At 71.2% G+C, this 25,224-nt stretch carries 21 protein-coding genes and 2 pseudogenes; 16 read left to right on the forward strand and 7 right to left on the reverse strand.

The window, feature by feature from the left end; all coding sequences use genetic code 11:
* The first annotated feature begins 27 nt into the window (after positions 1-27).
* From rhaI to AB0L75_RS33670, 7 genes are all read left to right on the forward strand, one after another.
* On the forward strand, positions 28-1,197 hold the full coding sequence (rhaI, locus tag AB0L75_RS33640; RefSeq protein ID WP_365188756.1) for an L-rhamnose isomerase: 1,170 nt from the start codon (positions 28-30) through the stop codon (positions 1,195-1,197).
* A 92-nt stretch (positions 1,198-1,289) separates the two neighbouring features.
* The gene (locus AB0L75_RS33645) at positions 1,290-3,329 is read left to right on the forward strand and encodes a bifunctional aldolase/short-chain dehydrogenase (RefSeq protein ID WP_365188759.1); all 2,040 of its coding nucleotides are present in this window, start codon (positions 1,290-1,292) and stop codon (positions 3,327-3,329) included.
* 8 nt (positions 3,330-3,337) lie between these two features.
* Positions 3,338-4,786, forward strand: coding sequence for a rhamnulokinase family protein (locus tag AB0L75_RS33650; RefSeq protein ID WP_365188762.1), 1,449 nt, complete (start codon positions 3,338-3,340; stop codon positions 4,784-4,786).
* A gap of 72 nt (positions 4,787-4,858) precedes the next feature.
* The gene (locus AB0L75_RS33655; protein WP_365188765.1) at positions 4,859-5,614 is read left to right on the forward strand and encodes a (Fe-S)-binding protein; all 756 of its coding nucleotides are present in this window, start codon (positions 4,859-4,861) and stop codon (positions 5,612-5,614) included.
* The gene (locus AB0L75_RS33660) at positions 5,611-7,089 is read left to right on the forward strand and encodes a LutB/LldF family L-lactate oxidation iron-sulfur protein (protein WP_365188768.1); all 1,479 of its coding nucleotides are present in this window, start codon (positions 5,611-5,613) and stop codon (positions 7,087-7,089) included. Before AB0L75_RS33655 ends, AB0L75_RS33660 begins: the two co-directional genes overlap by 4 nt.
* The gene (locus tag AB0L75_RS33665) at positions 7,086-7,727 is read left to right on the forward strand and encodes a lactate utilization protein C (RefSeq protein ID WP_365188771.1); all 642 of its coding nucleotides are present in this window, start codon (positions 7,086-7,088) and stop codon (positions 7,725-7,727) included. The genes AB0L75_RS33660 and AB0L75_RS33665 overlap by 4 nt, the downstream gene beginning before the upstream one ends.
* A gap of 81 nt (positions 7,728-7,808) precedes the next feature.
* The gene (locus AB0L75_RS33670; RefSeq protein WP_365188774.1) at positions 7,809-8,963 is read left to right on the forward strand and encodes a betaine/proline/choline family ABC transporter ATP-binding protein; all 1,155 of its coding nucleotides are present in this window, start codon (positions 7,809-7,811) and stop codon (positions 8,961-8,963) included.
* Between the two features lie 20 nt (positions 8,964-8,983).
* On the opposite strand, the gene AB0L75_RS33675 is transcribed toward AB0L75_RS33670, so the two are convergent.
* The 4 genes from AB0L75_RS33675 to AB0L75_RS33690 all read right to left on the reverse strand — a co-directional run bounded on the left by AB0L75_RS33675 (position 8,984) and on the right by AB0L75_RS33690 (position 12,020).
* Positions 8,984-9,919: an ABC transporter substrate-binding protein gene (locus AB0L75_RS33675; RefSeq protein WP_365188777.1), complete on the reverse strand. Its 936-nt coding sequence runs from the start codon at positions 9,917-9,919 to the stop codon at positions 8,984-8,986.
* The gene (locus tag AB0L75_RS33680) at positions 9,916-10,587 is read right to left on the reverse strand and encodes an ABC transporter permease (protein ID WP_365188780.1); all 672 of its coding nucleotides are present in this window, start codon (positions 10,585-10,587) and stop codon (positions 9,916-9,918) included. The genes AB0L75_RS33675 and AB0L75_RS33680 overlap by 4 nt, the downstream gene beginning before the upstream one ends.
* Entirely contained in the window at positions 10,584-11,327 is a 744-nt protein-coding gene (locus tag AB0L75_RS33685) for an ABC transporter permease (protein WP_365188784.1), read from the reverse strand. The genes AB0L75_RS33680 and AB0L75_RS33685 overlap by 4 nt, the downstream gene beginning before the upstream one ends.
* 120 nt (positions 11,328-11,447) lie before the next feature.
* Positions 11,448-12,020, reverse strand: a complete 573-nt coding sequence (locus tag AB0L75_RS33690) for a TetR/AcrR family transcriptional regulator (protein WP_365188786.1) — start codon at positions 12,018-12,020, stop codon at positions 11,448-11,450.
* Between the two features lie 158 nt (positions 12,021-12,178).
* Between AB0L75_RS33690 and AB0L75_RS33695 the strand changes: the two genes are divergently transcribed.
* The 3 genes from AB0L75_RS33695 to AB0L75_RS33705 all read left to right on the forward strand — a co-directional run bounded on the left by AB0L75_RS33695 (position 12,179) and on the right by AB0L75_RS33705 (position 15,435).
* Positions 12,179-13,036, forward strand: coding sequence for a MoxR family ATPase (locus tag AB0L75_RS33695; RefSeq protein ID WP_365188787.1), 858 nt, complete (start codon positions 12,179-12,181; stop codon positions 13,034-13,036).
* Positions 13,033-14,385, forward strand: coding sequence for a VWA domain-containing protein (locus AB0L75_RS33700; RefSeq protein ID WP_365188789.1), 1,353 nt, complete (start codon positions 13,033-13,035; stop codon positions 14,383-14,385). The genes AB0L75_RS33695 and AB0L75_RS33700 overlap by 4 nt, the downstream gene beginning before the upstream one ends.
* Positions 14,386-14,460: 75 nt before the next feature.
* On the forward strand, positions 14,461-15,435 hold the full coding sequence (locus AB0L75_RS33705; RefSeq protein WP_365188790.1) for a D-cysteine desulfhydrase family protein: 975 nt from the start codon (positions 14,461-14,463) through the stop codon (positions 15,433-15,435).
* A gap of 87 nt (positions 15,436-15,522) precedes the next feature.
* Here the strand turns inward: AB0L75_RS33705 and AB0L75_RS33710 are convergent, their stop codons facing one another.
* Positions 15,523-15,879, reverse strand: a complete 357-nt coding sequence (locus AB0L75_RS33710) for a cupin domain-containing protein (RefSeq protein WP_365188792.1) — start codon at positions 15,877-15,879, stop codon at positions 15,523-15,525.
* Positions 15,880-16,114: 235 nt separating this feature from the next.
* Between AB0L75_RS33710 and AB0L75_RS33715 the strand changes: the two genes are divergently transcribed.
* Positions 16,115-16,693: a GNAT family protein gene (locus AB0L75_RS33715; RefSeq protein WP_365188793.1), complete on the forward strand. Its 579-nt coding sequence runs from the start codon at positions 16,115-16,117 to the stop codon at positions 16,691-16,693.
* Between the two features lie 84 nt (positions 16,694-16,777).
* Here AB0L75_RS33715 and AB0L75_RS33720 read toward each other — a convergent pair.
* Positions 16,778-16,948: pseudogene (locus AB0L75_RS33720) on the reverse strand (LysR family transcriptional regulator); the annotation flags it as partial.
* Positions 16,949-17,784: 836 nt separating this feature from the next.
* On the opposite strand from AB0L75_RS33720, the gene AB0L75_RS33725 reads away from it, so the two are divergent.
* The 3 genes from AB0L75_RS33725 (at position 17,785) to AB0L75_RS33735 (ending at position 20,034) form a co-directional block, all read left to right on the forward strand.
* Positions 17,785-18,492 carry a SigE family RNA polymerase sigma factor gene (locus tag AB0L75_RS33725; protein WP_365188795.1) on the forward strand — a complete coding sequence of 236 codons (708 nt, stop codon included), beginning with the start codon at positions 17,785-17,787 and terminating at the stop codon, positions 18,490-18,492.
* Entirely contained in the window at positions 18,489-18,827 is a 339-nt protein-coding gene (locus tag AB0L75_RS33730; protein WP_365188798.1) for a hypothetical protein, read from the forward strand. Before AB0L75_RS33725 ends, AB0L75_RS33730 begins: the two co-directional genes overlap by 4 nt.
* Before the next feature lie 241 nt (positions 18,828-19,068).
* Positions 19,069-20,034 carry a pirin family protein gene (locus AB0L75_RS33735; RefSeq protein WP_365188801.1) on the forward strand — a complete coding sequence of 322 codons (966 nt, stop codon included), beginning with the start codon at positions 19,069-19,071 and terminating at the stop codon, positions 20,032-20,034.
* Positions 20,035-20,772: 738 nt separating this feature from the next.
* Here AB0L75_RS33735 and AB0L75_RS33740 read toward each other — a convergent pair.
* A complete protein-coding gene (locus AB0L75_RS33740) occupies positions 20,773-21,483 on the reverse strand; it encodes an IS3 family transposase (protein ID WP_365188804.1) in 711 nt (236 codons plus the stop codon).
* Positions 21,484-21,607: 124 nt separating this feature from the next.
* On the opposite strand from AB0L75_RS33740, the gene AB0L75_RS33745 reads away from it, so the two are divergent.
* Together AB0L75_RS33745 and AB0L75_RS33750 are read left to right on the forward strand one after the other, a co-directional pair.
* Positions 21,608-22,474 (forward strand): hypothetical protein, encoded by an 867-nt coding sequence (locus AB0L75_RS33745; RefSeq protein ID WP_365188806.1) that lies wholly within the window; start codon positions 21,608-21,610, stop codon positions 22,472-22,474.
* A gap of 102 nt (positions 22,475-22,576) precedes the next feature.
* Positions 22,577-25,224, forward strand: a pseudogene (locus AB0L75_RS33750) (hypothetical protein); the annotation flags it as partial.

The following is a 25,224-nucleotide window of genomic DNA, read 5'->3' on the forward strand; positions in this document are numbered from 1 at the left end:
AGCGCCGACACCACCAGGAGTCCTGCAGTGACCGACCTCGCCGCGGTGAAGGCCGCGCTCAAGACCCAGGCCGTCGAGACGCCGTCGTGGGCGTACGGGAACTCGGGGACCCGGTTCAAGGTGTTCGCCCAGGCGGGCGTACCCCGCGATCCATGGGAGAAGCTGCAGGACGCGGCGAAGGTGCACGAGTTCACCGGCGTGGCCCCGACCGTCGCGCTGCACATCCCGTGGGACCGGGTCGACGGCGGTGACGGATACGCAGAACTCGCCGAGTACGCCGAGGAACGCGGGCTCGGGCTGGGCGCCATCAACTCCAACACCTTCCAGGACGACGAGTACAGGCTGGGCAGCATCTGCCATCCGGACGCGGCGGTGCGGCGCAGGGCTCGCGATCATCTGCTGGAGTGCGTCGACATCATGGACGCGACCGGGTCGCGGGATCTGAAGCTGTGGTTCGCCGACGGGACGAACTATCCCGGCCAGGACCACATCCGGGCCCGGCAGGACCGGCTGGCGGAGGGGCTGGCCGAGGTGTACGAGCGGCTCGGCGAACGGCAGCGGCTGCTGCTGGAGTACAAGCTCTTCGAACCGGCCTTCTACACGACCGATGTGCCGGACTGGGGCACCGCCTACGCCCACTGCCTCAAGCTCGGCGCGAAGGCCCGGGTGGTCGTCGACACCGGTCATCACGCTCCGGGGACCAACATCGAGTTCATCGTGGCCACGTTGCTGCGGGAGGGGAGACTCGGGGGGTTCGACTTCAACTCCCGTTTCTACGCGGATGACGATCTGATGGTGGGGGCCGCCGATCCTTTCCAGTTGTTCCGGATCATGTCCGAGGTCGTACGGGGCGGGGGCTTCTCGCCGGAGATCGCTTTCATGCTCGACCAGTGCCACAACATCGAGGCGAAGATTCCGGCGATCATCCGGTCGGTGATGAACGTCCAGGAGGCCACGGCCAAGGCCCTGTTGGTCGACAGGGAGGCGTTGGCTGCGGCTCAGGCATCCGGGGATGTGCTGGGAGCCAACGGTGTGCTGATGGACGCGTACGACACGGATGTGCGGCCTCTGCTGCGTGAGGTGCGGGAGGAGATGGACTTGGACCCGGATCCGCTTGCCGCGTATGCCCGGTCCGGGTGGGGTCAGAGGATCGTCGCCGAGCGCGTCGGGGGGCGGCAGGCTGGTTGGGGGGCCTGAGCCTGAGCGTCTGCCAAGTTCACCTCCCTCTTTCTTCGGTTCACCTCCCTCTTCTTCGGTTCACCTCCCTCTTCTTCAAAGGACCGGAATTCATGACCTTCCACCCCGAAGCCGCAGCTCTCCTCGCCCGCGCCCATCGGCTCGGCTCCGATCCCCGGAACACCAACTACGCCGGTGGAAACGCCTCCGCGAAGGGCATCGCGACCGATCCCGTGACCGGTGGTGATGTCGAGCTGATGTGGGTCAAGGGATCCGGAGGTGATCTCGGCACCCTCGCCGAATCCGGACTCGCCGTGATGCGCCTGGACCGGATGCGGGCGCTCGTGGATGTCTGTCCCGGGGTCGAGCGGGAGGACGAGATGGTCGCCGCGTTCGACTACTGTCTGCACGGCAGGGGCGGGGCGGCACCGTCGATCGACACCGCCATGCACGGGCTGGTGGACGCCCCGCACGTCGATCATCTGCATCCCGACTCGGGAATCGCGCTCGCCTGCGCGGCCGACGGCGAGCAACTGACCGCCGAGTGCTTCGGGGACAGCGTGGTGTGGGTGCCATGGCGACGGCCCGGATTTCAGCTGGGGCTCGACATCGCCGCGATCAAGGCCGCCCATCCGCAGGCCGTAGGGTGCGTTCTCGGCGGGCACGGCATCACCGCCTGGGGCGACAGCTCCGAGGAGTGCGAGCGCAACTCGCTGCACATCATCCGCACGGCCGAGGAGTTCCTCGCCCGGCACGGCAGGGCGGAGCCCTTCGGGCCGGTCGTCGAGGGGTACGAGGCGCTGCCCGAGGCCGGGCGGAGGGCGCGGGCGGCGGCGCTCGCGCCGTATGTGCGGGCGCTCGCTTCCCAGGACCGGCCACAGGTAGGGCACTTCGAGGACGCCGACGTGGTGCTGGACTTCCTCTCCCGCGCCGGGCATCCCCGGCTCGCCGCGCTCGGCACCTCCTGCCCCGACCACTTCCTGCGTACGAAGGTACGGCCGCTGGTGCTGGACCTGCCGCCGGCCGCGCCGCTGGAGGAGGCCGTCGCCCGGCTGAAGGAGCTGCATGCGGAGTACCGGGAGGAGTATGCCGCCTACTACGCGCGGCATGCGCTGCCCGACTCCCCCGCCATGCGCGGTGCCGATCCGGCGATCGTGCTGATCCCCGGGGTCGGCATGTTCTCCTTCGGCAAGGACAAGCAGACCGCCCGCGTGGCCGGCGAGTTCTATGTCAACGCCATCAACGTGATGCGCGGCGCGGAAGCGGTTTCGACGTATGCGCCGATCGAGGAGGCCGAGAAGTTCCGCATCGAGTACTGGGCCCTTGAGGAGGCGAAGCTCCAGCGCATGCCGAAGCCGAAGCCGCTGGCGACACGGGTGGCCGTCGTCACCGGGGCGGGCAGCGGGATCGGGAGGGCGATCGCGCACCGGCTGGTCGCCGAGGGCGCCTGCGTCGTGGTCGCCGATCTGAACGGCGAGAGCGCCGCCGCCGTCGCCGAGGAGCTGGGCGGGCCGGACAGGGCCGTCCCCGTCACCGTCGACGTCACCGACGAGGAGCAGATCGCCGCCACGTTCCGGACGGCCGTGCTCGCGTTCGGCGGGGTCGACCTCGTCGTGAACAACGCCGGGATCTCCCTCTCCAAGCCGCTGCTGGAGACGTCGGTGCGGGACTGGGACCTCCAGCACGACATCATGGCCCGCGGGTCCTTCCTGGTCTCGCGGGAGGCGGCACGGGTGATGATCGCGCAGGGGCTGGGCGGTGACATCGTGTACATCGCCTCGAAGAACGCCGTGTTCGCCGGGCCCGACAACATCGCCTACTCCGCCGCCAAGGCCGATCAGGCTCATCAAGTGCGTTTGCTGGCCGCCGAGTTGGGTGAGCACGGGATCCGGGTCAACGGGGTCAATCCGGACGGCGTGGTGCGCGGCTCCGGAATCTTCGCGGGCGGCTGGGGGGCGCGGCGGGCCGCGGTGTACGGGGTGCCGGAGGAGAAGCTGGGCGAGTTCTACGCGCGGCGGACGATCCTGAAGCGGGAAGTGCTGCCCGAGCATGTCGCGGGTGCCGTCTTCGCGCTCACCGGTGGCGACCTCACCCACACCACGGGGCTGCACATCCCGGTCGACGCGGGTGTGGCGGCCGCGTTCCTGCGATGAGCGCGGGCATGAACCCGGGCGTGAGGTCGTACGCCGCGGTCGACCTCGGCGCCTCCAGTGGGCGCGTCATGGTCGGTCGCGTCGGCCCGGACTCGCTGGAGCTGAGCGAGGCGCACCGGTTCCCGAACCGGCCGGTGCGCCTCGCGGAAGGACTGCGCTGGGACGTCCTCGGCCTCTACCGGGGTGTCCTGGACGGACTTCGGGCGGCGGGCCGGGTGGACTCCGTCGGCATCGACAGCTGGGCCGTCGACTACGGGCTGCTGGACGCCGACGGGGCCCTGCTGGGCAACCCGGTGCACTATCGCGACGCCCGCACGCAGGGCGTCGCGGAGAAGGTGTGGGCGACCGTGCCGCCCGAGGAGCTGTATGCGGCGACCGGCATCCAGTACGCGCCGTTCAACACCCTGTGCCAGCTCACGGCCGCCCGCTCCACCATCCAACTCGCCAAGGCGGAGCGGCTGTTGCTGATCCCGGACCTGCTGTCGTACTGGCTGACCGGCGAGCAGGGAACCGAGCTGACCAACGCCTCCACCACCCAGCTGATCGACCCGCGCACCCGGACATGGTCGTACGGCATCGCCGAACGGCTCGGTGTCGACCTCGGGCTGTTCGCGCCGTTGCGGCAGCCCGGCGATCCGGCCGGGGTGCTGCGGCCCCAGGTGCTGGAGGAGACGGGGCTGACCGGTCCGGTGCCGGTGACGGCCGTCGGCTCGCACGACACCGCCTCCGCGGTCGCCGCAGTCCCGGCGACCGGTGAACGCTTCGCCTACATCTGCACCGGGACCTGGTCCCTGGCGGGCCTGGAGCTGTCCGCTCCGGTGCTCACCGAGGCGAGCAGGGTCGCGAACTTCACCAATGAGCTGGGGCTCGACGGCACGGTCCGGTATCTGCGCAACATCATGGGGCTGTGGCTGCTCCAGGAGTGCCAACGGGCCTGGGGCGAGACGGACTTGGGGCGTCTGCTGCGCGAGGCCGGAGCCGTGCGGGCGCTGCGCTCGGTGGTGGACGCCGGGGACGCGGCGTTCTTGGCGCCGGGCCGGATGCCGGAGCGGATCGCCGAGGCGTGCCGGGCGTCCGGGCAGCCGGTGCCGGCGACGCGGGCCGAGGTCACCCGGTGCATCCTGGACTCGCTGGCCCTCGCCCACCGGCGGGCCGTCGCGGACGCGCAGCGGCTGGCGGACCATCCGGTGGACGTGGTGCACGTCGTCGGGGGCGGCACCCGTAACGCGCTGCTGTGCCAGCTGACCGCCGATGCCTGCGGGCTGCCCGTGGTGGCCGCCGCGACGGAGGCGGCGGCCCTCGGCAACGTCCTGGTCCAGGCCCGCGCCCACGGCCTGGCCGGCGACCTGGCCGCGATGCGCCGGCTGCTCACCCGCACCCAGCCGCTGACCCGGTACGCGCCGCGTGGCGACGACGCGCGCTGGCGGGAGGCCGAGTCGCGGCTCGCCACGCGCTGAGCGGACCTCTCCCCTCGGCGGCGTCCGCCTACTACCCTGCACTCGTCCGATGATCGATCCCGAGGAGCCGTGATGCGTGTCGCCCTGTTCCTGACCTGTGTCAACGACACGCTCTATCCGGACACCGGCCGTGCCGTGGTGAAACTGCTGACCAGACTGGGTGTCGACATCGATTTCCCGATGGGCCAGAGCTGCTGCGGGCAGGCGCACTACAACACCGGTTATCGGCACGAGGCCGAGCCGCTGGCCCGGCACTACTCCGATGTCTTCGGCGCCTACGACGCGATCGTGACCCCGTCCGGGTCGTGCGGGGCGATGGTGCGTGAGCTGTATCCGCGGATGGGCGAGCGGGCGCGCGCCGAGGGCCGCGGGGACTCGCTGGCGCGGGCGCTGGCGCCGGTGGTGCCGAAGACGTACGAGCTGACGGAGTTCCTGGTGGACGTGCTCGGAGTGACGGACGTCGGTGCCTTCTACCCGCACAAAGTCACTTACCATCCGACCTGTCACGGACTGCGCTCCCTGGGGCTCGGCGACCGGCCGCACCGGCTTCTTCAGGCGGTCAAGGGCCTGGAGCTGGTCGAGTTGCCGGGTGCCGAGGAGTGCTGCGGGTTCGGGGGCACGTTCGCCCTGAAGAATGCGGAGGTGTCGGCGGCGATGGGCGCGGACAAGGTGCGCAGTGCCGAGTCGACGGGCGCGGAGGTGCTGTGCGCGGCCGACAACTCGTGCCTGATGCACATCGGAGGCACGATGAGCCGGCTGAGGACAGCCATGCGGCCGGTGCACATCGCGGAGATCCTGGCGAGCACCGAGGAGGAACCGGCGGCATGAGCGGAACGTTCGTCGGCATGCCGGCCTTCCCGAAGGCCGCGCACGATGCCGTTCACAATCCCGTCCTTCGGGGCAACCTGCGGCATGCCACTCACACCATCCGCGCCAAACGGGGCCGCGCCGTCGCCGAGTTGGACGACTGGGCGGCGCTGCGGGAGGCGGGCCGCCGGATCAAGGACCACACGCTGCGCCATCTCGACCGCTATCTGGTGCAGTTGGAGGAGTCGGTCACGGCGGCGGGCGGTGCGGTCCACTGGGCGGCCGACGCGGACGAGGCCAACCGGATCGTCGCCCGGCTCGTCAAGGAGACCGGTGAGTCGGAGGTCGTCAAGGTCAAGTCGATGGCGACACAGGAGATCGGGCTCAATGAAGCCCTTCTCGAAGAAGGCATCCGCGCCTACGAGACCGATCTCGCCGAGCTGATCGTGCAGTTGGGCAGGGACCGGCCCTCGCACATCCTGGTGCCGGCCATCCACCGCAACCGGGGTGAGATCCGGGACATCTTCCGGGCGGAGATGGGCGCGTGGGGTCGGCCGGCCCCCGAGGGGCTCACCGACACCCCCGCCGAACTCGCCGAGGCCGCGCGGCTGCATCTGCGCGAGAAGTTCCTGCGGGCCAAGGTCGGGATCTCCGGCGCCAACTTCATGGTCGCCGAGACCGGCACGCTGGTGGTCGTGGAGTCCGAGGGCAACGGCCGGATGTGTCTGACCCTGCCGGAGACGCTGATCTCGGTCGTCGGCATCGAGAAGGTGGTGCCGACCTGGCGGGACCTGGAGGTGTTCCTGCAGACCCTGCCCCGCTCCTCCACCGCCGAGCGCATGAACCCGTACACCAGCATGTGGACCGGCACGACCGACGGCGACGGGCCCCGGGCCTTCCATCTGGTGCTGCTCGACAACGGCCGCACCGACACCCTCGCCGACCAGGTCGGCCGCCAGGCCCTGCGCTGCATCCGCTGCTCGGCCTGTCTCAACGTCTGCCCCGTCTACGAGCGGGCCGGCGGACACGCCTACGGCTCGGTCTACCCGGGCCCGATCGGCGCCATCCTCAGCCCCCAACTCCGGGGCACCGCAAGCGAGATCGACGCCTCCCTGCCGTACGCGTCGAGTCTGTGCGGTGCCTGCTACGAGGTGTGCCCGGTCGCCATCGACATCCCCGAGGTGCTGGTGCACCTGCGGGAGCGGGTCGTGGAGGGCGGTCCGGCGGTGCGGCAGGGCAACAAGGTGGTGCTGAAGCCGGCCAAGGGGCACGCGGCGGAGCGGGCGGCCATGCGCGCGGCGCGCTGGGCGTTCACCCACCCCGGCGCCCTGCGCACCGGCCAGCGGCTCGCCTCCCGCACCCGCCGGCTGCACCCCCGTACGCTGCCGGGTCCGGGACGGGCGTGGAGCGGCACCCGGGATCTGCCGGCCGTGCCGCCGGAGCCGTTCCGGGACTGGTGGCAGCGCAGCCAGGGCGGAAAGGACGGTGTCAAGTGAGCGGCAGGGACAGGGTGCTGGGCCGGGTGCGGCGGGCACTCGCCGATGTGACACCGGACGAGCGGCCGTACGAGGAGGCCGTCGGCCGGGACTATCTGCGCGAGCACGGGCGGCGCACGACCGGGCAGACGGTGGAGCTGCTGGCCGAGAACCTCGCGGACTACCGGGCGATCGTGCACCGCAGTGACGCCGAGGAGATGCCGCTCCTCGTCATGCGGCTGCTCGCCGAGCACGGCTCGCGGGAGGTGCTGGTGCCGCCCGGACTGCCGCCGGAGTGGATGTCCGCCGCGGACCCGGTGCGGATCCACGACCGGGCGGTGAGCACGCCGCAGCGGCTGGACCAGGTGGACAGTGTGGTGACCGGGTGTGCCGTGGCGATCGCCGAGACCGGCACGATCGTGCTGGACGGCTCCCCGGACCAGGGCCGGCGCCGTATCTCGCTCATCCCGGACCACCACATCTGTGTCGTCCGCGTCCCGGACCAGGTGGTCTCCTCGGTCCCGCAGGCCCTCGAACGCCTCGATCCGGCCCGCCCGTTGACCTGGATCTCGGGGCCGTCGGCCACCAGCGACATCGAACTGGACCGGGTGGAGGGCGTACACGGCCCGCGCACACTGGAAGTGATCCTGCTCAGCTGACGGAACGCGGCGCCCGGCTGAGGGTGACCCGTTTCCCCGCACCGGCGGGCAGGCCGCGGGCGGCGCCGTTAGCGTGAGGGAATGATCCGGTTCGAGCAGGTCACCAAGCGGTATCCGGACGGTACGACGGCCGTGGACGACCTCTCCTTCGACGTGGCCGAGGGTGAGCTGGTCACGCTCGTCGGCCCGTCCGGCTGCGGCAAGACGACGACCATGATGATGGTCAACCGGCTGATCGAGCCGACCTCCGGCCGGATCTACGTCGAGGGCGAGGACATCGCCTCCGTCGACCCGGTGCGGCTGCGCCGCCGTATCGGATATGTCATCCAGCAGGTGGGCCTCTTCCCGCACCGCACCGTGCTGGACAACACCGCGGCCGTGCCCGCGCTGCTCGGCTGGACACGGGCGAAGGCGCGGGCGCGCGCCGCCGAGCTGCTGGATCTGGTGGGGCTCGACCCGAAGACGTACGGGCCGCGCTATCCGGAGCAGCTGTCCGGCGGGCAGCGGCAGCGGGTCGGGGTGGCGCGGGCGCTCGCGGCGGATCCGCCGGTGCTGCTGATGGACGAGCCGTTCGGCGCGGTCGACCCGGTGGTGCGCGAGCAGTTGCAGGACGAGTTCCTGCGGATGCAGGCCGCGGTACGCAAGACCGTCCTGCTGGTCACGCACGACATCGAGGAGGCCGTCCGGCTCGGCGACCGGATCGCCGTGTACGGGCAGGGGCGCATCGAGCAGTTCGACACGCCGGGCACGGTGCTCGGCGCGCCCGCGACACCGTACGTCGCCTCCTTCGTGGGCGCCGACCGCGGGCTGAAGCGCCTGTCGGTCACCGCGATCGAGCCGGACGACCTGGAGCAGCCGCCGGTGGCCCGGCTGGACGAGCCCGCCGAACGGGCCGTGGAACGGCTGCGGGCCGAGCGCGCCCGCTGGGCCGTCGTCCTCGACGCGGGCGGCGATCTGCACGGCTGGGCCGGCATCGACGAGCTGACGGCGGGCGGCACCGTCGGGCAGCTGACCCACCGGATGACCGCGTGGGTACCGGTGGGAGCGCCGCTTAAACAGGCGTTCGGGGTGATGCTGCAGCACGACGCCGGGTGGGTCGCGGTGCTGGACGGCGCGCGCTTCCTGGGCGTGCTCACCCCGGCGAAGCTGCACGAGGCGCTGCGCCGCTCGGTGGACGCGGACGCGCGGGGCGTGGCGCGCGGGCAGGTCAGCTTCGACTCGGTGTCCGAGGCCTGACCCGCCGCGGCAGGCCTGGTTCACTTCAGCAGGCCCTTGTCCTTGAGATAGGTCCGGGCCACGTCGGCGGGCAGCCGGCGCCAGCTGTCCACCTGCTGGTTCAGCTGCGCCAGGTCCTGGGTCGTGAGGACGTCGTTGAGCTTGCCCAGCGCCTTGGCCACGCGCTCGCTGCCCGCGCGGGAGCGGTTGACGACCGGGACCACGTAGTCGGCGTTCTGCAGATGCCTGTCGTCGGCGAGCAGGACCAGGCCGAAGGAGTCGAGCGTGGCGTCCGTGGTGGTGGTCAGCACCATCTGGTCCCGGCCCTCCTGAACGGCCCGCTTGGCCTGGGTGGTGCCGACGCCCTTGGGGTCGACGCCGGTGATGTCGATGCCGTACACCTTCTTCAACCCCGGCTCGCAGTAGGGGCGTTGGACGCACTCGTCGCCCGCCGCGATCCGTACGCCCAGCTTCGAGGCGCCGAGGTCGCTGAGCGTGGTGAGGCCGTGCCGGCGGGCGTAGTCGGCGCTGACCGCGAAGGCGTTCTGGTCGACGGCGCGGCCGGGCGCAAGGACGGTGAGCCCGCGGGGCGTGGCGAGTGCGCGCAGGGCCCTCATCGTGGCGGCGAGATCGGGCGAGCCGACGGGCTTCGCGTCGGCTCCGTGGGTCTTGGCGTTCAGCCAGTCGGCGAAGGTGGCCGCGTACTCCGGTACGACGTCGATCTGGCCCGACTCCAGCGCTGGTTCGTACAGCTCGCGGTTGGCGACGGTGAGGATCGAGGTCTTGTAGCCGTCCTGGTTCAGCAGCAGGGCGTACATCTGGGCAAGCAGGTCGCTCTCGGTGAAACCGGCCGAGCCGATGGTCAGGTGGTGGCTGTCGCCGGGCGGTGCGGTGACCTGGCCGCGGTTCTCCAGGGAGGGGCCGGTGGAGCAGGCGGTGAGGGTGAGCAGGGCGAGGGCCGGGAGGGCTCTTCTCATCGGCCGCCCCTGGCCCACACCGGTGCCAGTCGTTCGGCGATCTCGAAGACGCCCTCGACGACGAGTGCGAACACGGCGACGAGCAGGGCGCCCGCGACCACCTGGGGTGTGCTGGCGAGGTTGAAGCCGGCGGTGATGATCCGGCCGAGCCCGCCGCCGCCCGCGAGCGCGGCGATGGTGGCGGTGGCGACGAGCTGGACCGCGGCGATCCGCACCCCGGTCAGGACCATCGGCAGGGCGAGGGGCAGTTCCACGCGCAGCAGCATCTGCCGACCCGTCATGCCCATGCCCCGCGCGGCCCGGACGACGCCGCGGTCGACCTCGCGCACCCCGACGTAGGCGTTGGTGAGCAGCGGTGGGACGGCGAACAGCACCAGGGCCACCACCGTCGGCCCCTCGCCCCACCTGCCGACCGGGGTCAGGAGCAGCAGGACCAGGACGGCGAAGGTGGGCACGGCACGGCCGACGTTGGAGATGTTGACGGCGAGTGCGCCGCCCTTGCCGAGGTGGCCGAGGACGAGGGCGACGGGCAGCGCGATCAGGCAGCTGAGGAGCAGGCAGACGACGGTGAGCGCCAGGTGCTGCAGCAGCCGGTGCCCGATGCCGTCGTCGCCCGACCAGTGCGCGGGGTCGGTGAGCCAGTGCCAGCTGGCGGCGAGCGTGCTCATGCGCGGCCCGCCTTCGCCTCGGCGGCCCTGATGCGCGCTCGGCCCCGCCGGGGAGGCATGCGGGTGCGCCCCGCCCGTGTCCACGGCGTGATCAGCCACTGCACCCCCAGCAGAAGCAGGTCGGCGGCGACGGCGATGAGCACGCACAGCACGGACGCGGTGAGCACCTGGGCCTTGAAGTAGGTGTTCATGCCCGCGTAGATGAGGTTGCCGAGGCCGCCGAAGCCGACGATCGCGCCGACCGTGACCAGGGAGACCGCCGAGACGGTGGCGATGCGCAGGCCGGCCATCGCGGCGGGCAGGGCGAGGGGCAGTTCCACGGTGAGCAGCAGGCGGATCGGGCCGTAGCCGAGGCCGCGCGCGGCCTGCCGGGTCTCCTCGGGTACGGCGCGCAGGCCCGCGAGGATGTTCCGGACGAGCAGGGTCAGCGAGTACAGCACGAGCCCGGCGACGACGAGCGTGGCCGAGAGGCCGTACAGGGGCAGGAGCAGGGAGAACATCGCCAGGGACGGGATCGTGTAGAGGATCGTCGTCGCGGCGAGGACCGGGCCGGCCGCCCAGCCCCAGCGGCGGGCGAGCACCGCGAGCGGCAGCGCGACGGCCAGCCCGATGAGGACCGAGAGGGCGGTCAGCTGGAGATGCTGGACGACCGCGTCCAGGAGAATCTGGCGGCGGCTGCTCAGATAGGCGCCGCAGATCCATTCGTTGCGCGCGAGGCAGTCGTCCGGGGGTGCGGTCACGGTTTCATTGGACCGGCCGGGCGAGCCGGTCGGCGCGTTGTGCTGGCCCGTATGGGGGCCGTGCGGGAGCCGCCGCGGGGTAGCTGGTGGGGTGGGTGCTACTCGGTTGCTACTCGGTTGCTACTCCATCCCTGCCGCGTCCAGGAGCGCGGTCGCCGTTGTCGTGGCGAGCCCGTCGTCCAGGCGTTCCACTCCCGCGCCGGCCCGGGCGCTGGCGCCGTCGAAGACCAGCACGAGCTGGCGGGCGAGCAGCCCGGGGTCGCGGGCGCCGCCGCGCTCGGCCTCGGCACGAAAGGTCGCGGCCAGCCGTTCCTTGACCGTGCGGGCGACGACGCTCGCCGGGTGCTCCGGGTTCTTCAGCTCCACCAGGACGGCCAGGTAGGGGCAGCCGTGGTAGTCGGCGTCCAGGGAGGCACGCGCCAGGCGTTCGAAGACGTACAGGATGCGTTCGCGCGGGGTGGCGGCCTCCGGGTCGGGGTGCGCCAGCTGGGCGTCGTACCAGGGGCCGCGCCGCTCCAGGCTCGCGGCCAGCATCGCGTCCTTGCTGTCGAAGAGCTGGTACATCGACCGCTTGGAGATGCCTGCCTCCCGGCACAGCGCCTCGATGCCGACGGAGACGCCGTCGCGGTAGGAGAGCCGGGCCGCCGCGTCGAGCAGCCGGTCGCGCGGGGACACCTTGTCTGTGGAGGCCATGCGGCCGAGGTTAACCGGAGCGCGGACGAAAGGAAACCGATCGGTGTATATCGCTCGCCGTCGCGGCCCGATCCGCCGAATCCACGTGACAGGGGCGCTGAACAAGCGCTTAGATAGGAGGGAAATCGGACACCGTTCCCGACCCGCCGGAGGCCCCGTTGTTCACGTCCGTCGACGACGTCTCCGCCCGCCTCGCCGAGACCGGCTATCTCGCCTCGCCCGCCGTCGCCACGACCGTGTTCCTCGCCGACCGGCTGGGCAAGCCGCTGCTGGTGGAGGGCCCCGCCGGGGTCGGCAAGACCGAGCTGGCCAAGGCCGTGGCCCAGGTGGCCGGGGCCCGGCTGGTACGGCTGCAGTGCTACGAGGGCGTGGACGAGTCCCGGGCCCTGTACGAGTGGAACCACGCCAAGCAGCTGCTGCGCATCAGCGCCGGGCGTGAGGAAAGCTGGGACGAGACCCGCACGGACATCTTCAGCGAGGAGTTCCTGCTCCCCCGCCCGCTGCTGACCGCCATCCGCGGTGACGAGCCGACGGTGCTGCTGATCGACGAGACCGACAAGGCCGACGTCGAGATGGAGGGGCTGCTGCTGGAGGTGCTCAGCGACTTCCAGATCACGGTCCCGGAGCTGGGCACGGTCACCGCGACCCGCCGCCCGTTCGTCGTCCTCACCTCCAACGCCGGCCGGGAGCTGTCCGAGGCGCTGCGCCGCCGCTGTCTGTTCCTGCACATCGGCTTCCCCGAGGAGGAGCTGGAGCGGCGGATCGTACGGCTGAAGGTGCCGGGCCTCGGCACGGCGCTGACCGAGTCGGTGGTCCGGGTGGTCGGGGCGCTGCGCGCGATGGACCTGCGTAAGATGCCGTCCGTCGCCGAGACCATCGACTGGGCGCGCACCCTGCTGGCCCTGGGCGCCGACACCCTGGACGAGACCGTCGTACGGGACAGCCTCGGGGTGATCCTCAAGCATCAGGACGACATCCAGAAGGCGGCGGCGAAGCTCGATCTGGACGCGCTGTGACCGAGGTCGCCGACCGCATCACCGGCCTTGTCGGGGCGCTGCGCGCGCACGGCGTGCGGATCGGTACCGGCGAGAGCGTGGACGCGGCCCGCGCGGTCCAGGCGCTGGGGCTCGCGGACCGGGAGCGGCTGCGCGAGGGGCTGGCCGCGACGCTGCTGCACGGTCCGGGGCAGCGGGCGGTGTTCGACCCGGTCTTCGACCTGTACTTCCCGCGCACGGTCGGCGGCCTGCACGCCCCCGGCGCGGACCGGGACGAGCTGCGCGACCGGCTGGCCCAGGCGCTTGCCGGCAACGACCAGTCCCTGATGGCCCAGTTGGCCGCCGAGGCCGTCGACGGCTTCGGCGGATACGGCAGTTCACCGGGCGCCGACGGCTGGTCGGCGTACCAGACGCTCGAACGGCTGCGTCCGCAGACCCTGCTGGCCCGGGTACGGGCGGACGTCCGGGGCCGGGACGGCAGCGGCGCGGGCTTCGCGGACCGGCTGCTGGACGACGAGATCCGGCGCCGTATCGAGGAGTTCCGGCGGATGGTCGGCGCGGAGGCACGGCGCCGGGTCGCCGAGCGGCGCGGGCGGGACGAGATCGCCCGGCGCGGCGTCGTACCGACCGCCGACCGGGTGGACTTCCTGTTCGCGGGCCGGGACCAACTGGCCGAGCTGCGCAGGGCGGTTCAGCCGCTGGCGCGCAAGCTGGCCACCCGGCTGGCGGCGCGCCGGCGCCGGGCCGCGCGCGGCTCGGTCGACCTGCGCCGCACGCTGCGCTCCTCGCTGTCCACGGGCGGGGTGCCGATGCGGCCGGTGCTGCGCAGGCGTCGCCCGGTCCGCCCCGAACTGGTGCTGCTGTGCGATGTGTCCGGCTCGGTGTCGGGCTTCTCGGACTTCACGATGCTGCTGGTGCAGGCGCTGCACGACCAGTTCAGCAAGATCCGCGTGTTCGCCTTCGTCAACCGGCTGGACGAGGTGACCGGCCTGCTCGACCACGGCCGCGCCGACCCCGACGGACTCAGCACCCGGATCCGCGCGGAAGCCGCGCTCACCGGGTGGCACGGCAGCAGCGACTACGGCGTGGCGCTGGGCGAGTTCGCCGAGCGGTACGGCGACGCGGTCGGCCCGCGCACCACCGTGTTCGTCCTCGGGGACGCCCGGACGAACATGAGCGACCCGAACCTGGCCGCGGTACGCGAGGTCGCCCGGCGGGCCCGCCGGGTGTACTGGCTCAACCCCGAGCCGCGCGCGCAGTGGGGCACCGGCGACTCGGCCGCGCCCGCGTACGCCGACCTGGTCGAGATGCACGAGTGCCGTACGGCCCGCCAGCTCAGCGCGCTGATCGCCCGTCTGCTGCCGGTGTGATCGACTGGCCCCGAACGACCGCGATCCGCACCTGATCGCCACCTGATCGATCCGCAGCGAAGGACGACGAACGCCATGAGCCACTCCCCCGTACCGCTCGGCACCTTCCCCACCCCCGTCGAACCGGCGCCCCGGCTGGCCGCCGCGCTCGGACTCGGACCCGAGGACCTGTGGATCAAACGGGACGACCTGACCGGTCCGGGCGGCGGCGGAAACAAGATCCGCAAGCTGGAGTGGACCGTGGGCGCGGCCCTCGCCGAGGGCGCCGACACCCTCGTGACGACCGGCGCCCCGCAGAGCAACCACGCCCGGCTGACCGCCGCCGCGGCCGCCCGGCTCGGCCTGTCCGCCGTCCTCGTCCTGCGCGGCGCGCCCGGGGCCTCCCACTCCGGGAACCTCGCCCTGGACGGGCTGTTCGGGGCGCGGATCGCCTGGTCGGGCGACGTGGATCGAGCGGGGCTGGACGCGGCGGCGGCCGAGGTGTGCGCGCGGCTGCGGGCCGACGGCGCCCGGCCCGCCCTGATCCCGTTCGGCGGTTCTGGCGTGCTGGGCGCCCGGGGCTATGTGCGCTGCGGCGAGGAGCTGGACGAGCAGCTGCCGGAGCTGCGGACGGTGGTGGTCGCGCTGGGCTCCGGCGGCACCATGGCCGGCCTGGTCGCCGCCCTGGGCGCCGGCTCGGTGCTCGGCGTCGACGTGGGCGCCCTGCCCGACCCGGCGGCCGCCGTGGCGGAGTTCGCGACACCGCTCACCCCGGAGAAGGTCACGGCCGAGGGGCTGCGGGTGCGCCGCGACCAGGTGGGCGCCGGATACGCGGCACTGACCGGCCCGGCCTCGCAGGCGCTCCGGCTCGCCGCCCGCACCGAGGGCCTGGTGCTCGACCCCGTCTACACGGGCCGGGCCCTCGCCGGGCTCCAGGCAGCCGTCCGCGACGGTGACATCCGGCCGGGCGAGAAGACGGTGTTCGTCCACACAGGCGGCCTGCCCGGCCTGTTCGGCCACTCGGACGCCATCGCGTTCGCGGAGGAGGGGGCGACCGCCTTCCAGGGATGACGGCAGAGGTCCGGCGGTGAAAGCCGCCCCAGGCATGCGACCGGGTCGCACACCGTGCGACCCGGTACCACGCCGGCAGCCCGTCTCTCAGCCTTTCGCGTACTCCTTCGCCATGGTCCCGGCGAAGTCGTAGACCACGACCTGCTCGTCGCCCACCACCCAGGCGTCATGGCCGGGCGGGCACACGAAGACGTCGCCGGGGCCGATCTCGCCCTCGCCGCCGTCGTCCATCTGCAGATGCATCCGTCCCTTCACCACATATCCGTTGTGGGGGACCATGCAGCTCTTGGTGCCCGCGATCGGCGCCACGGACTCCGACCAGCGCCAGCCCGGTTCGAAGGTGCCCACCGCGAAGTCGAGCCCGGTCAGGTGGAGGGCTTCGAGGTGGCCGCGGGGGAAGTCACGCCGTTCATCCGGCTTCTCGACCGTCTTCACTTCCAGCATGACGGTGTCCTCCCTTCCGGCCGCTGACCGCGGCCGGGGCCGGCCACCGTCCCCCGGCGGCCTCGGACGGCACCGGCGCTGCGGCGGCGACCGTACCCCACGCCTCCATCGTCGGCCGCGCGCCCCCGCACCGCCATTCGGAGCGGAGGACAACGATGTCAGACCATGGGTTCAGGACGGCCGGCGGCTGAGATGATGCGTACCAGATGTCCCGTCCGATGACCTGAAGGTGACCATGTACGCGACCGACCTCGGTGCCGACGGCGCCGAGCTGTGCCCCCTCCAGCCTTGGCAGGCCGAGGAGTTCCTCGCCCACGTGGATCGCGGCCGGGAGTTCATCGGGCGGTTCAACGGGCTGCCCGACGTGGTCACGGACCTGGCTGCCGCCCGGGCGTTCCTGACGGCCTACGCCGAGAAGGAGACGGCCGACGCGGGGCTCATCCGGGCGATCCGGCTGGACGGCACGCTGGTCGGGGCGGTGATCCTGCGCCGGATGGACGTCGAACAGGGCACGGCGGAGGCGGGCTGCTGGCTCGAACCGGACGCGGTGGGCCGGGGGTTGGTGACCCGGGCCGCGCGTCTGCTCGTCGACTGGGCGATCCGGGAGCGGGGCATCCACCGGGTGGAGTGGTGGGTGTCGGCCGGGAACGCGCCCAGCATCGCGGTCGCCCGTCGGCTCGGCATGCACAAGGAGGCCGTCCTGCGGGAGAGTTACCCGTACCGGGGTGAGCGCCACGACGAGGAGATCTGGTCGGTGCTGGTGTCGGAGTGGAGGGACGGCAGGCAGGGCGCGGACGCGGGCGCGGGCGCGTGACCGGCTTCCGTCAGGATCTCGGCGTCGGCCTCGGCGAGGACTTTCTCACCGAGGACTTCCTCGCCCGGTCGCCCTCGGGAAGGCTTACCAGCTGCGAGCCGCTCCGATGAGGAGGGTACGGACGCGCTCCACGTCGGGAGTGTCGACGGCGCCGGGACGCTGCACCAGGAAGCCGGTGTTGATCGGGGGGTCCTCCGGCTCCGGCCGGTCCACTAGCACGCCGGACTCCAGCAGGCTCTGGCAGAGGTAGCAGGGCGCGGCGACCAGCACGAATTGGCAGGGGCAAGGCGCGGCCGACCGGCGTGCAGGGCGCGAACAGCGGGGGCCACGCGCGGCCGGACAGGGGGCAAGGTCCGAACGGCGGGGCAAGGCACGGCCGGGCAGGGGCAGCGCGCGGGTGATGGAGGCAGAGCGCGGGCTGTGCGGAAAATTCCTCGGTCGTCGCCTGCAACCTCGGGCGGGGTCGGACGTCTGTCGGGTTGGAGGCCTCCACTTCGACCAGATGTCCGACCCCGAACGACCGAAGGAACCCATGTCCGCACACCGCGCATCCCGCATCAGCCGTGCCCGCAGGCTCCGTGCCGCCCTGGGGGTCTCCGCCGTAGGCGCGGCCTTGGCGGTCGCCGGCACCGTGGCCGCCCAGGCGGCCCAGACCGGCAGCCATGCGACCCCGTCCCCGGTGCCGTCACCGGTCCACACGGCAACCCCGTCCCCGGTGCCCTCGCCGGTCCGCACCGCAACCCCGTCCCCGGTACCGTCACCCGTCCGTACGGCGACACCTTCGCCCGTGCCGGCGACGCCGCAGCCCGGTCCGGCCACTTCGACGCCGGTGCCGGCCCCGACGCGTGCCACCCCGAGCCCCATACCGTCATCCCCGACGCACGCCACCCCGAGCCCCATACCGTCCGCTCCCACACACGCCACGCCGCGCCCCGTGCCGGCACCGACGCGGCACGGGCACCTCGCGCACCACGGCCCGGCCACGCCGGCGCAGGCGCCGGTTCCGCAGCACCACTGAGCAGCAGCACCGAAGCAGGGGCCGGAAGCGGGTCGTCGCTCGACGGCGCCCCGCTTCCGGCTCCAGGAGACCTATGACGACAGCGACACCACCGGCGGCGGGCCTGCCCTGGAACCGGGCGGCCGGCAGCCCGCGGCGCCCAGCGCCCTGGCGGCGCATCACCCGGGCGCTGCGGACCCGCGTCCTCACGCGCGCCCGCGCAGGCACCCCCTCCGGCACGCACCCACCCTCCGATCCGGCCACTCCCGGCACGGTCGCCGGTCCCGCCGCCGTCCCGTTCTCCGGACCCGAACAACCGCCAGGGATAGAGGAGTTGTACCACCACCGCCGGCTCTCCCTGGTCCGGCTGGCGGTCCTGCTGGTGGACGACCTGCCGACCGCCGAGGACGTCGTCCAGGACGCCTTCACCGCGCTCTTCCGCCGACACGGTCGCCGGCTCGCCTCGCTGGACGACCCGGAGGCGTACCTGAGGACCAGCGTGGTCAACGGCGCCCGTTCGGTACTGCGGCGGCGCAGGACCGTACGGGCGCACACCCCAGCGCCCGAGCAGCACGCACCCGCCCCGGAGGAGGACGTGCTGCTGCACGAGGACCACCGGGAGGTGCTGGTGGCGCTGCGCACGCTGACCCGGCGGCAGCGGGAGGTGCTGGTGCTGCGCTACTGGTCGCATCTGAGCGAGGCCGAGATCGCCGAGACGCTCGGTCTGTCGCGGGGTGCCGTCAAGTCCACGGCCAGCCGGGCCCTGGACGCGCTCGGCCGACGTCTGGAGGGGCTGCGATGAACGGGTCCGGTACGGGGATCGACCACACGCTGGTCGAAGAGCGGCTGCGGGCCGCGCTGGCAGCGCGGGCGCACTCGGTCGGCCCCGCCGACCTGCGGCCGCTGCGCCCGCCGACGGCGGTGCGGCCGCGCCTGGTGGCATCGCGCCGGACCGTGGTGGGCCTGCTGGCGCTGGCCGCCTTGGCCGCGCTGGTGTTCTTCACGGTGCGCGGCGGCCCGTCCCACCCGGCCGAGCCGGCCCGCTCCCCGCACCCGCCGACCAGCACACCGTCTCCGGTACCGAGCGCGGCGAGCCCGACCACGGCGGAGCCGTCACCGAGCACGCCACACCCCTGAGCCGGGCGCCCTCCGACAGATGGGGCGACCGAACTACGGCGTCGGGTGCGCTAGTTCGATTTCGTGACGCGCGCGGCCCCACCCCCGACGATGGTCTGCATCGGCGAGACCACGATCCCGCCGTGGGCGAGCACCTCGACGACGACCGCGCCCCCGAATGTGTCAGTCGATTGACTTGACCAAGGAAAATCGGCGTTTCCGCACTCACCGGTACGACGTCCGCCCCGCTAAGTTGGGCGCCATGAGCAACCTTGACCGCGCGCCCGTGCCCAGTGTCTGCGGTGGCCGCGGATTCGTCGTCGCCGAACCCGTCCGCGAACTGCTGAGCCCCCGTCATGTGAAGCTGGGCGAGTCGACCGAGGTCCGCAGGCTGCTGCCGAACCTCGGCCGCCGCATGATCGGCGCGTGGGCCTTCGTCGACCACTACGGCCCCGACGACATCGCCGACGAGCCCGGCATGCAGGTCCCGCCGCATCCGCACATCGGGCTGCAGACGGTCAGCTGGCTGCACGAGGGCGAGGTGCTGCACCGCGACTCGACGGGCAGCCTGCAGACCATCCGGCCCAGGCAGCTGGGCCTGATGACCTCGGGCCGTGCGATCAGCCACTCCGAGGAGAGCCCCCACCCGCACGCCCGCTTCCTGCACGGAGCCCAGCTGTGGGTCGCGCTGCCCGACGAACACCGGCACACCGAGCCGAAGTTCGAGCACCATCCGGACCTGCCCACGGTCACCGCGCCCGGCCTGACCGCCACGGTGATCCTCGGCGACCTCGACGGCTCCGCCTCGCCCGGTACGACGTACACCCCGATCGTCGGCGCCGACCTCGCCCTCGCACGGGGCGCCGACGTACGGCTGCCGCTGGAGCGCGACTTCGAGTACGGCGTGCTGGCCATGTCCGGCGAGGTCCATGTGGACGGCGTACCGGTGCTGCCCGGCTCGATGCTCTACCTCGGCTGCGGCCGCTCCGAACTGCCGCTGCGCGCCGAGTCGGACGCCGGGATCATGCTGCTGGGCGGCGAGCCGTTCGCGGAGGAGCTGATCATGTGGTGGAACTTCATCTGCCGGTCTCAAGAAGAGATCGTACAGGCTCGCGAAGACTGGATGAAGGGGGCCCGTTTCGGTGAGGTGCAGGGCTACGACGGGCCCCCGCTGCCAGCACCGGAACTGCCGACGGTACCACTGAAACCTCGTGGACGGGTGCGCTGACCTGGGAAAACACCGCTTTCACTACGGGCGCTCCGGGAGCTACCTGCGTGCTCACCTTGCGGCGACCCCTCGGTACGCCTGGAGCTGCGGAGGTCGCCGCGGCAGACGCCTCCAGAGCTGCCCCTGATCCCAACGTGTGACCATCTGCGGGCAAGTTTGGTCGGACGAATGCTGACCCAATGCTGACTTTTCTGACGATCCGTCAGCAGAGGCGAGCCCGCGCCTGCTCTCCCGTGAGGCTGGCAGGGGGACACGGCTAGCGGACGGGGTCGTCTATTGAAGCTGCTCTTGGAACCGACCGACTTCGCCCGACTCCCGTCCGCACGGACCAGCCCATGTGCGATTGTCGGAACCTCACAGGTTCGGGCGCCGGACGAAAGAACATCGAGACTGGAGGCACCCCCGCCCGGGAGACCCACTCCTGACACGATCGAACAACGTGCTGGAAGCCCTGCGCGAACGGCCCGGTGGGCATGCCGCGGGTCGGGAGTGCCGTCCGCGGCACCAACGGAGCCAAGTTTCCCCTGGACGTGGCCGCAGATGTACTGGACGCGGGAGCGGGGCAGCTACGCCGGGCTGCCGCTGGGGTCGGTGAGCCTGAAGGATGCCGCCCACCCGTCTGCTCGGTCGTCGTCGCTCGAGGACGGCGTACGCGATAGGCAGGATGGGGAAGCCGTGCGATTCGCCCTCGCCGAGGCGGACGGGCCTTCACCCGTGATGGTGGACACGCGTCTTTGATCACGCGGCGAGCGTGAGCTTAGCGGTGTGGTGTCGGCGTTCGTATTCGTTGGGGCTGAGGTGGCTGTTGGCGGAGTGCCGACGGCGGGTGTTGTAGCGGGTCAGCCAGGCGAAGACCGTTCTTCTGCAGGTGGCGGCGTCGCCGTAGTCGTGGGCGCCCTGAAGGGTCTCGCGTTTCAGGGAGGCGTGGAAGCTCTCGCAGGCCGCGTTGTCCGCACTCGTGCCGACCCCGCCCATCGACCTGCTCACTTTGAGCTGGTCGCAGAGGTCGGCGAAGGCCCTGGAGCCGTGTTCCGCCCCGTGGTCGGATTGGAACAGCGCCCCGTCCAGGCCGCTGCGGGTCGCGGCCGCCATCCGCAGGGCGTCCTGCACCAGGCTGGTGCGCATTTGGTCGGCGATGGACCAGCCGACGACCTTGCGGCTGAAGCAGTCCAGCACGGTCGCCAGATAGAGGAACTCCCCTCCGGCGAGTGGCAGATACGTGATGTCGCCCATGTATTTCAGATTGGGCTCAGGGACGGTGAAGTCCCGCTGGAACTCCTTCGGCGGCGGTTGACCGCCGCGGGCCGACCTCCCGCAGGTGGTTCGGGGCCGACGGAGAATTCGCACCTCGGCAACGACGTGGACCTCTTCGCACCACTGGATTCGCCGGCGGCCGACCAGGGCGCCTGACTTTGTCCGGGGCTGGCAACAGGGCTGGCCTCCCCACACGCTTGTGTGACTTTTGAGTCAATGCGCCGATACGGCAAGGGTGTGATGTGCTACCTCTCGTACGTAGACGGAGTCGGCTGCCAGTGGAACCACTGTGTCGAACGGGGGGAGAAAAGTGGCATCTGTGGTGCTGGTGCACGGCATCTTCAATTACGTCCGCGGGATGCCGCCCGCAATGGCAGCGGCAGCCAAGGCTGACGACTGCCATGCGAAGCTCGCCGAGGGGATGGCCAAGGCGAGACTGGCGGCCGACGTACCAGAGTTGGTCATGGCGTACTACGCAGATCTTCTGCGCCCGGATGTGCCGGGAGAGACGCAGTCCTCCGACGCCGGCCTGAGCTTCGAGGACCTGACGTCCTCTCAGCGGGAGCTGGCTGCGGAGTGGCTTGTGCAGGCTGGTGCTCCGGTGCCCGGGGAGTTGCAGAACGTCGCGCTGGCCCCCCTGCGACAGATTCTCGGCTGGCTGGTGGACGACCGCATCGGCCGGGTCGGGCAGCGGGTCAGGGAGCAGACCGTGCGGCGTCTGGAAAGAGTGATGGTCGCTCTACTCCGGGAGGTGGAGGCGTACACATCGTGGCCGGAGCGACGCGCACTGGTGCGGGAGCGTGTCGCCGAGACGATCCGGCGTGAGCGTCCGCATGTGGTCGTTGCGCACTCACTCGGTTCCGTCGTCGCGTACGAAACGCTTCACGCCCACCCGGAGCTGACCGTCCCTCAGTTCGTGACCCTCGGCTCGCCGCTGCGGCTGCCATCGCTGGTGCGCCGCCTGGAGCCGGGCCTGCGCGGCGGGCGAGGGGCCAAACCCGCCGGAGTGGACCACTGGACGAACTTCGCCGATGTCGGGGATCTGGTGGCGATCCCGCCGAAGCTGTCTGAAGTGTTCCCAGTGGATCAAGACGAGACGTTCGACAACGGGCTGGGCTTTCACGGGTTCGGTGGTTACCTGTCAAATGGACTCACCGGCCTCGCCATCGTTCCCTACCTTTCCTGACCGATATCACGAGTCGGCTCTCGTGACCGACATCGGTTTCGGCAGGGGCGCGGCTCCGTGCCGGATTGCAGGTAAGGAACGCGGGGAGGGCGTGAGATAGTGGTGAGGGCACTGTTGGCGGGCGCGGGTGCGTTTCCCGAGCCAGACGAGAGCGAGAAGGCTCAGGCCAGCGGCATTCTGCAGCTCCGTCCGCTGCCTTCAGTCGAGACGGCAGTGCGCACGCTGGCTTCGACTCTGCACCGTGCAGGGGTCAGCACTGGCGGTGACCCGCTGCTGGAGGCCGACCAGGACACGCTCCTCGACCATTGGCGCAGGCTGCGGCAGAGCACCGGTGGTGAGCCGCTGATCTTGCACTTCGCAGGTCACGGGATCCGGGGCGCCAATGGCGGCCTGTATCTGTGTACGGCCGGCGCCGACGCGCGAGACGAGTTCCTTGACGACACCTGTGTCCCCTTCGACCGGCTGTTGTCCATGGCGGAGAACGGAGGGCGGCCAGTTCTGTTCCTTCTCGATGTGTGCGGGGCCGGACAGGCCGTTGTTCAGCAGCAGCTGCAGGACCTGGCCGCCTGTCGCCCGCAAGACGGCGTGCGCAACGCTTGGATCATCGGGGCGTGCACGAACGACACCGATACCTACGGCGCTCGCTTCACCACTGCCACCGCCACGGTGGTGAACCGGCTCGCCGACGGTGCCCTAGACCTCACGCCCACCCTGGAATACGTGCCAGTCGACACCCTCGCGGCCGCCATCAACCGCGAGCTCGCCCGCGCCGACATCGCTGCGGGCCGCCGCCATCAGACAATCGTTCGCACCCCCCAACTCGAAGCCGTCCCAGAACCCCAGCCTTTCTTGCGGAATCCCGCTCACACCGGTGATCCTCGCACCGCTCTGCTGGAGGGTATGGATCCCCGCCTACGTGAATTCGCCCATGCGTGCTCGCCCGGCTTGGATCCGCTGCATTTCGCGACCCGAGCCGCCGGCAATTCCCAGGCCGACGTCGTCCACTTCTCCGGACGAGCCAGCGCCCTCGGCTTCATTCAGAACTGGATCAACAACCCTGCCGACCAGAGCGATACCGACGACGACCAGCTCGCTGACGGCGGGCGTCGGCTGCTGTTGGTCACCGGAGGTGCCGGCAGCGGCAAGTCCGCCTTGCTCGGCGTCACCGCATGCCTCACGCACCCGGAGCTCGCCCCTCTGCGTCGCCGCGTCCGTAATGCCGTGCGTGGCTTCCGGCCTGCCCCGGCGGGGCCCGTCCTGGCTGTCCACGCCCGTCAGCTCAGCCTCCAGCAGATCACTGATTCCCTGCACCACCAGCTCCACCAGCAGGTCTCCCGCACCGACGACCGGCCTCGCTGGGAACGCTCCGGCCGTGTGAGAACAGCAGAACTGTTGCAGGAACTCAACAGGGCGGGCGAGATGCTGATGATCCTGGATGCCCTTGACGAAGCGATCGATCCCGCCCAAGTCGTGAGCGAACTTCTCATGCCGCTTGTCAACGAGTCTTCCCAGGGGCCGGGGCCTCGAGTTCTCCTCGGTACCCGTCGATGGTGGGGGACTCAGTATTTTTTCCGGGACGGCTCCGGCTACCAGCTGCCCCCCTTGTACAGGTACACGCGCGAGCACTCTGAGGCGGTGCTGGATCTCGACCCGAAGACTGACGACGATCGCCGCGTTCTGGCCGACGACCTGCACACCTACCTCGACCTCACCCTCGACACGCATTACTCCCCGGAGCGCGTCCGCGACATTGCCGAACAGATCGCTCGCTACACCGACAGCGGCGTCTTCCTCGTCGCCGCCCTCTACGCCGACCACCTCCTCACCTCGACCGGCGACGACACGGCCCCGCCACCCGGCAGCATCACCGAAGTCTTCGAACTCCACCGCGCCACTCTCGCCCGCACGGACTTCTGGATCGATCCCGTCCTGGCCGTCCTGGGCCACGCTCGCGGCCAAGGAATGCCTCTCGACCTGATCCACACCGCCGCTCTCGCCCACCAGCCTCCCGATTGCGGCCAGCCCACACCCCAGCTCACCGATACCAAACGCGCCCTGGCCAAGGCCGCGTTCTACCTACGCACCGCGCCCGACGCCGAACAGCGCTTGCTTTACCGTTACTTCCATCAAGCGCTCACCGACCACACGGCGCCTCTCACCGACCCGGCCGTCCTCTACTCCGCGCTCCTCGCAACCGTGCCGACGGCTGCCGACGGCGGCCGTGACTGGGAACACGCACCCCCCTATCTGCTCCGTCACATCGCCGAACACGCTGCCACCGCCGGCAACGGAGCCGTTGACCGCCTCTTGGAAGACCCCTCATTCCTGGTCCACGCCGACCCCGACATCCTCGTCCCCCATCTGCCTGAAGCGAACACAGAACGAGCTGTCCTCCACGCCCGCATTTACCGTGTTGCCGCAGCCCGCCTTCCCAAAGGCCATGCCACCGCCACACGCCGCTTCCTCCTAGCCTGGTACGCCGGCAGGCGGAGGCCCAGCCTGGCCCACGCGATTGCTGCGGTTCCACTCAATGGCCAGCCGCCTCTGGCACTGCACCTGTGGACAGCACAGCACAGAGCTCGGCGAGTCCCTGCTTATGTGCACAGCCCCACTGGCCACACCCAGTGGGTGAGAGCGGTGAGCAGCATCCTCTTGTCCGACGGGACGCCGCTTGCCATCACCACTAGCAGCGACAGGAGCATGATCCTCTGGAATCTGAGTACCGGCGCCCACCGTCCTGTCATCACCGG

The sequence above is a fragment of the Streptomyces sp. NPDC052101 genome (assembly GCF_040680235.1).
Taxonomy (GTDB): Bacteria; Actinomycetota; Actinomycetes; order Streptomycetales; family Streptomycetaceae; genus Streptomyces.

Excerpts from the sequence above, each read along its gene's own strand:
- AB0L75_RS33645 (WP_365188759.1), top strand. The coding sequence starts at position 1,290 with ATGACCTTCCACCCCGAAGCCGCAGCTCTCCTCGCCCGCGCCCATCGG.
- AB0L75_RS33650 (WP_365188762.1), top strand. The coding sequence starts at position 3,338 with ATGAACCCGGGCGTGAGGTCGTACGCCGCGGTCGACCTCGGCGCCTCC.
- AB0L75_RS33655 (WP_365188765.1), top strand. The coding sequence starts at position 4,859 with ATGCGTGTCGCCCTGTTCCTGACCTGTGTCAACGACACGCTCTATCCG.
- AB0L75_RS33660 (WP_365188768.1), top strand. The coding sequence starts at position 5,611 with ATGAGCGGAACGTTCGTCGGCATGCCGGCCTTCCCGAAGGCCGCGCAC.
- AB0L75_RS33670 (WP_365188774.1), top strand. The coding sequence starts at position 7,809 with ATGATCCGGTTCGAGCAGGTCACCAAGCGGTATCCGGACGGTACGACG.
- AB0L75_RS33675 (WP_365188777.1), bottom strand. The coding sequence starts at position 9,919 with ATGAGAAGAGCCCTCCCGGCCCTCGCCCTGCTCACCCTCACCGCCTGC.
- AB0L75_RS33680 (WP_365188780.1), bottom strand. The coding sequence starts at position 10,587 with ATGAGCACGCTCGCCGCCAGCTGGCACTGGCTCACCGACCCCGCGCAC.
- AB0L75_RS33690 (WP_365188786.1), bottom strand. The coding sequence starts at position 12,020 with ATGGCCTCCACAGACAAGGTGTCCCCGCGCGACCGGCTGCTCGACGCG.
- AB0L75_RS33705 (WP_365188790.1), top strand. The coding sequence starts at position 14,461 with ATGAGCCACTCCCCCGTACCGCTCGGCACCTTCCCCACCCCCGTCGAA.
- AB0L75_RS33710 (WP_365188792.1), bottom strand. The coding sequence starts at position 15,879 with ATGCTGGAAGTGAAGACGGTCGAGAAGCCGGATGAACGGCGTGACTTC.
- AB0L75_RS33715 (WP_365188793.1), top strand. The coding sequence starts at position 16,115 with ATGTACGCGACCGACCTCGGTGCCGACGGCGCCGAGCTGTGCCCCCTC.
- AB0L75_RS33725 (WP_365188795.1), top strand. The coding sequence starts at position 17,785 with ATGACGACAGCGACACCACCGGCGGCGGGCCTGCCCTGGAACCGGGCG.
- AB0L75_RS33730 (WP_365188798.1), top strand. The coding sequence starts at position 18,489 with ATGAACGGGTCCGGTACGGGGATCGACCACACGCTGGTCGAAGAGCGG.
- AB0L75_RS33735 (WP_365188801.1), top strand. The coding sequence starts at position 19,069 with ATGAGCAACCTTGACCGCGCGCCCGTGCCCAGTGTCTGCGGTGGCCGC.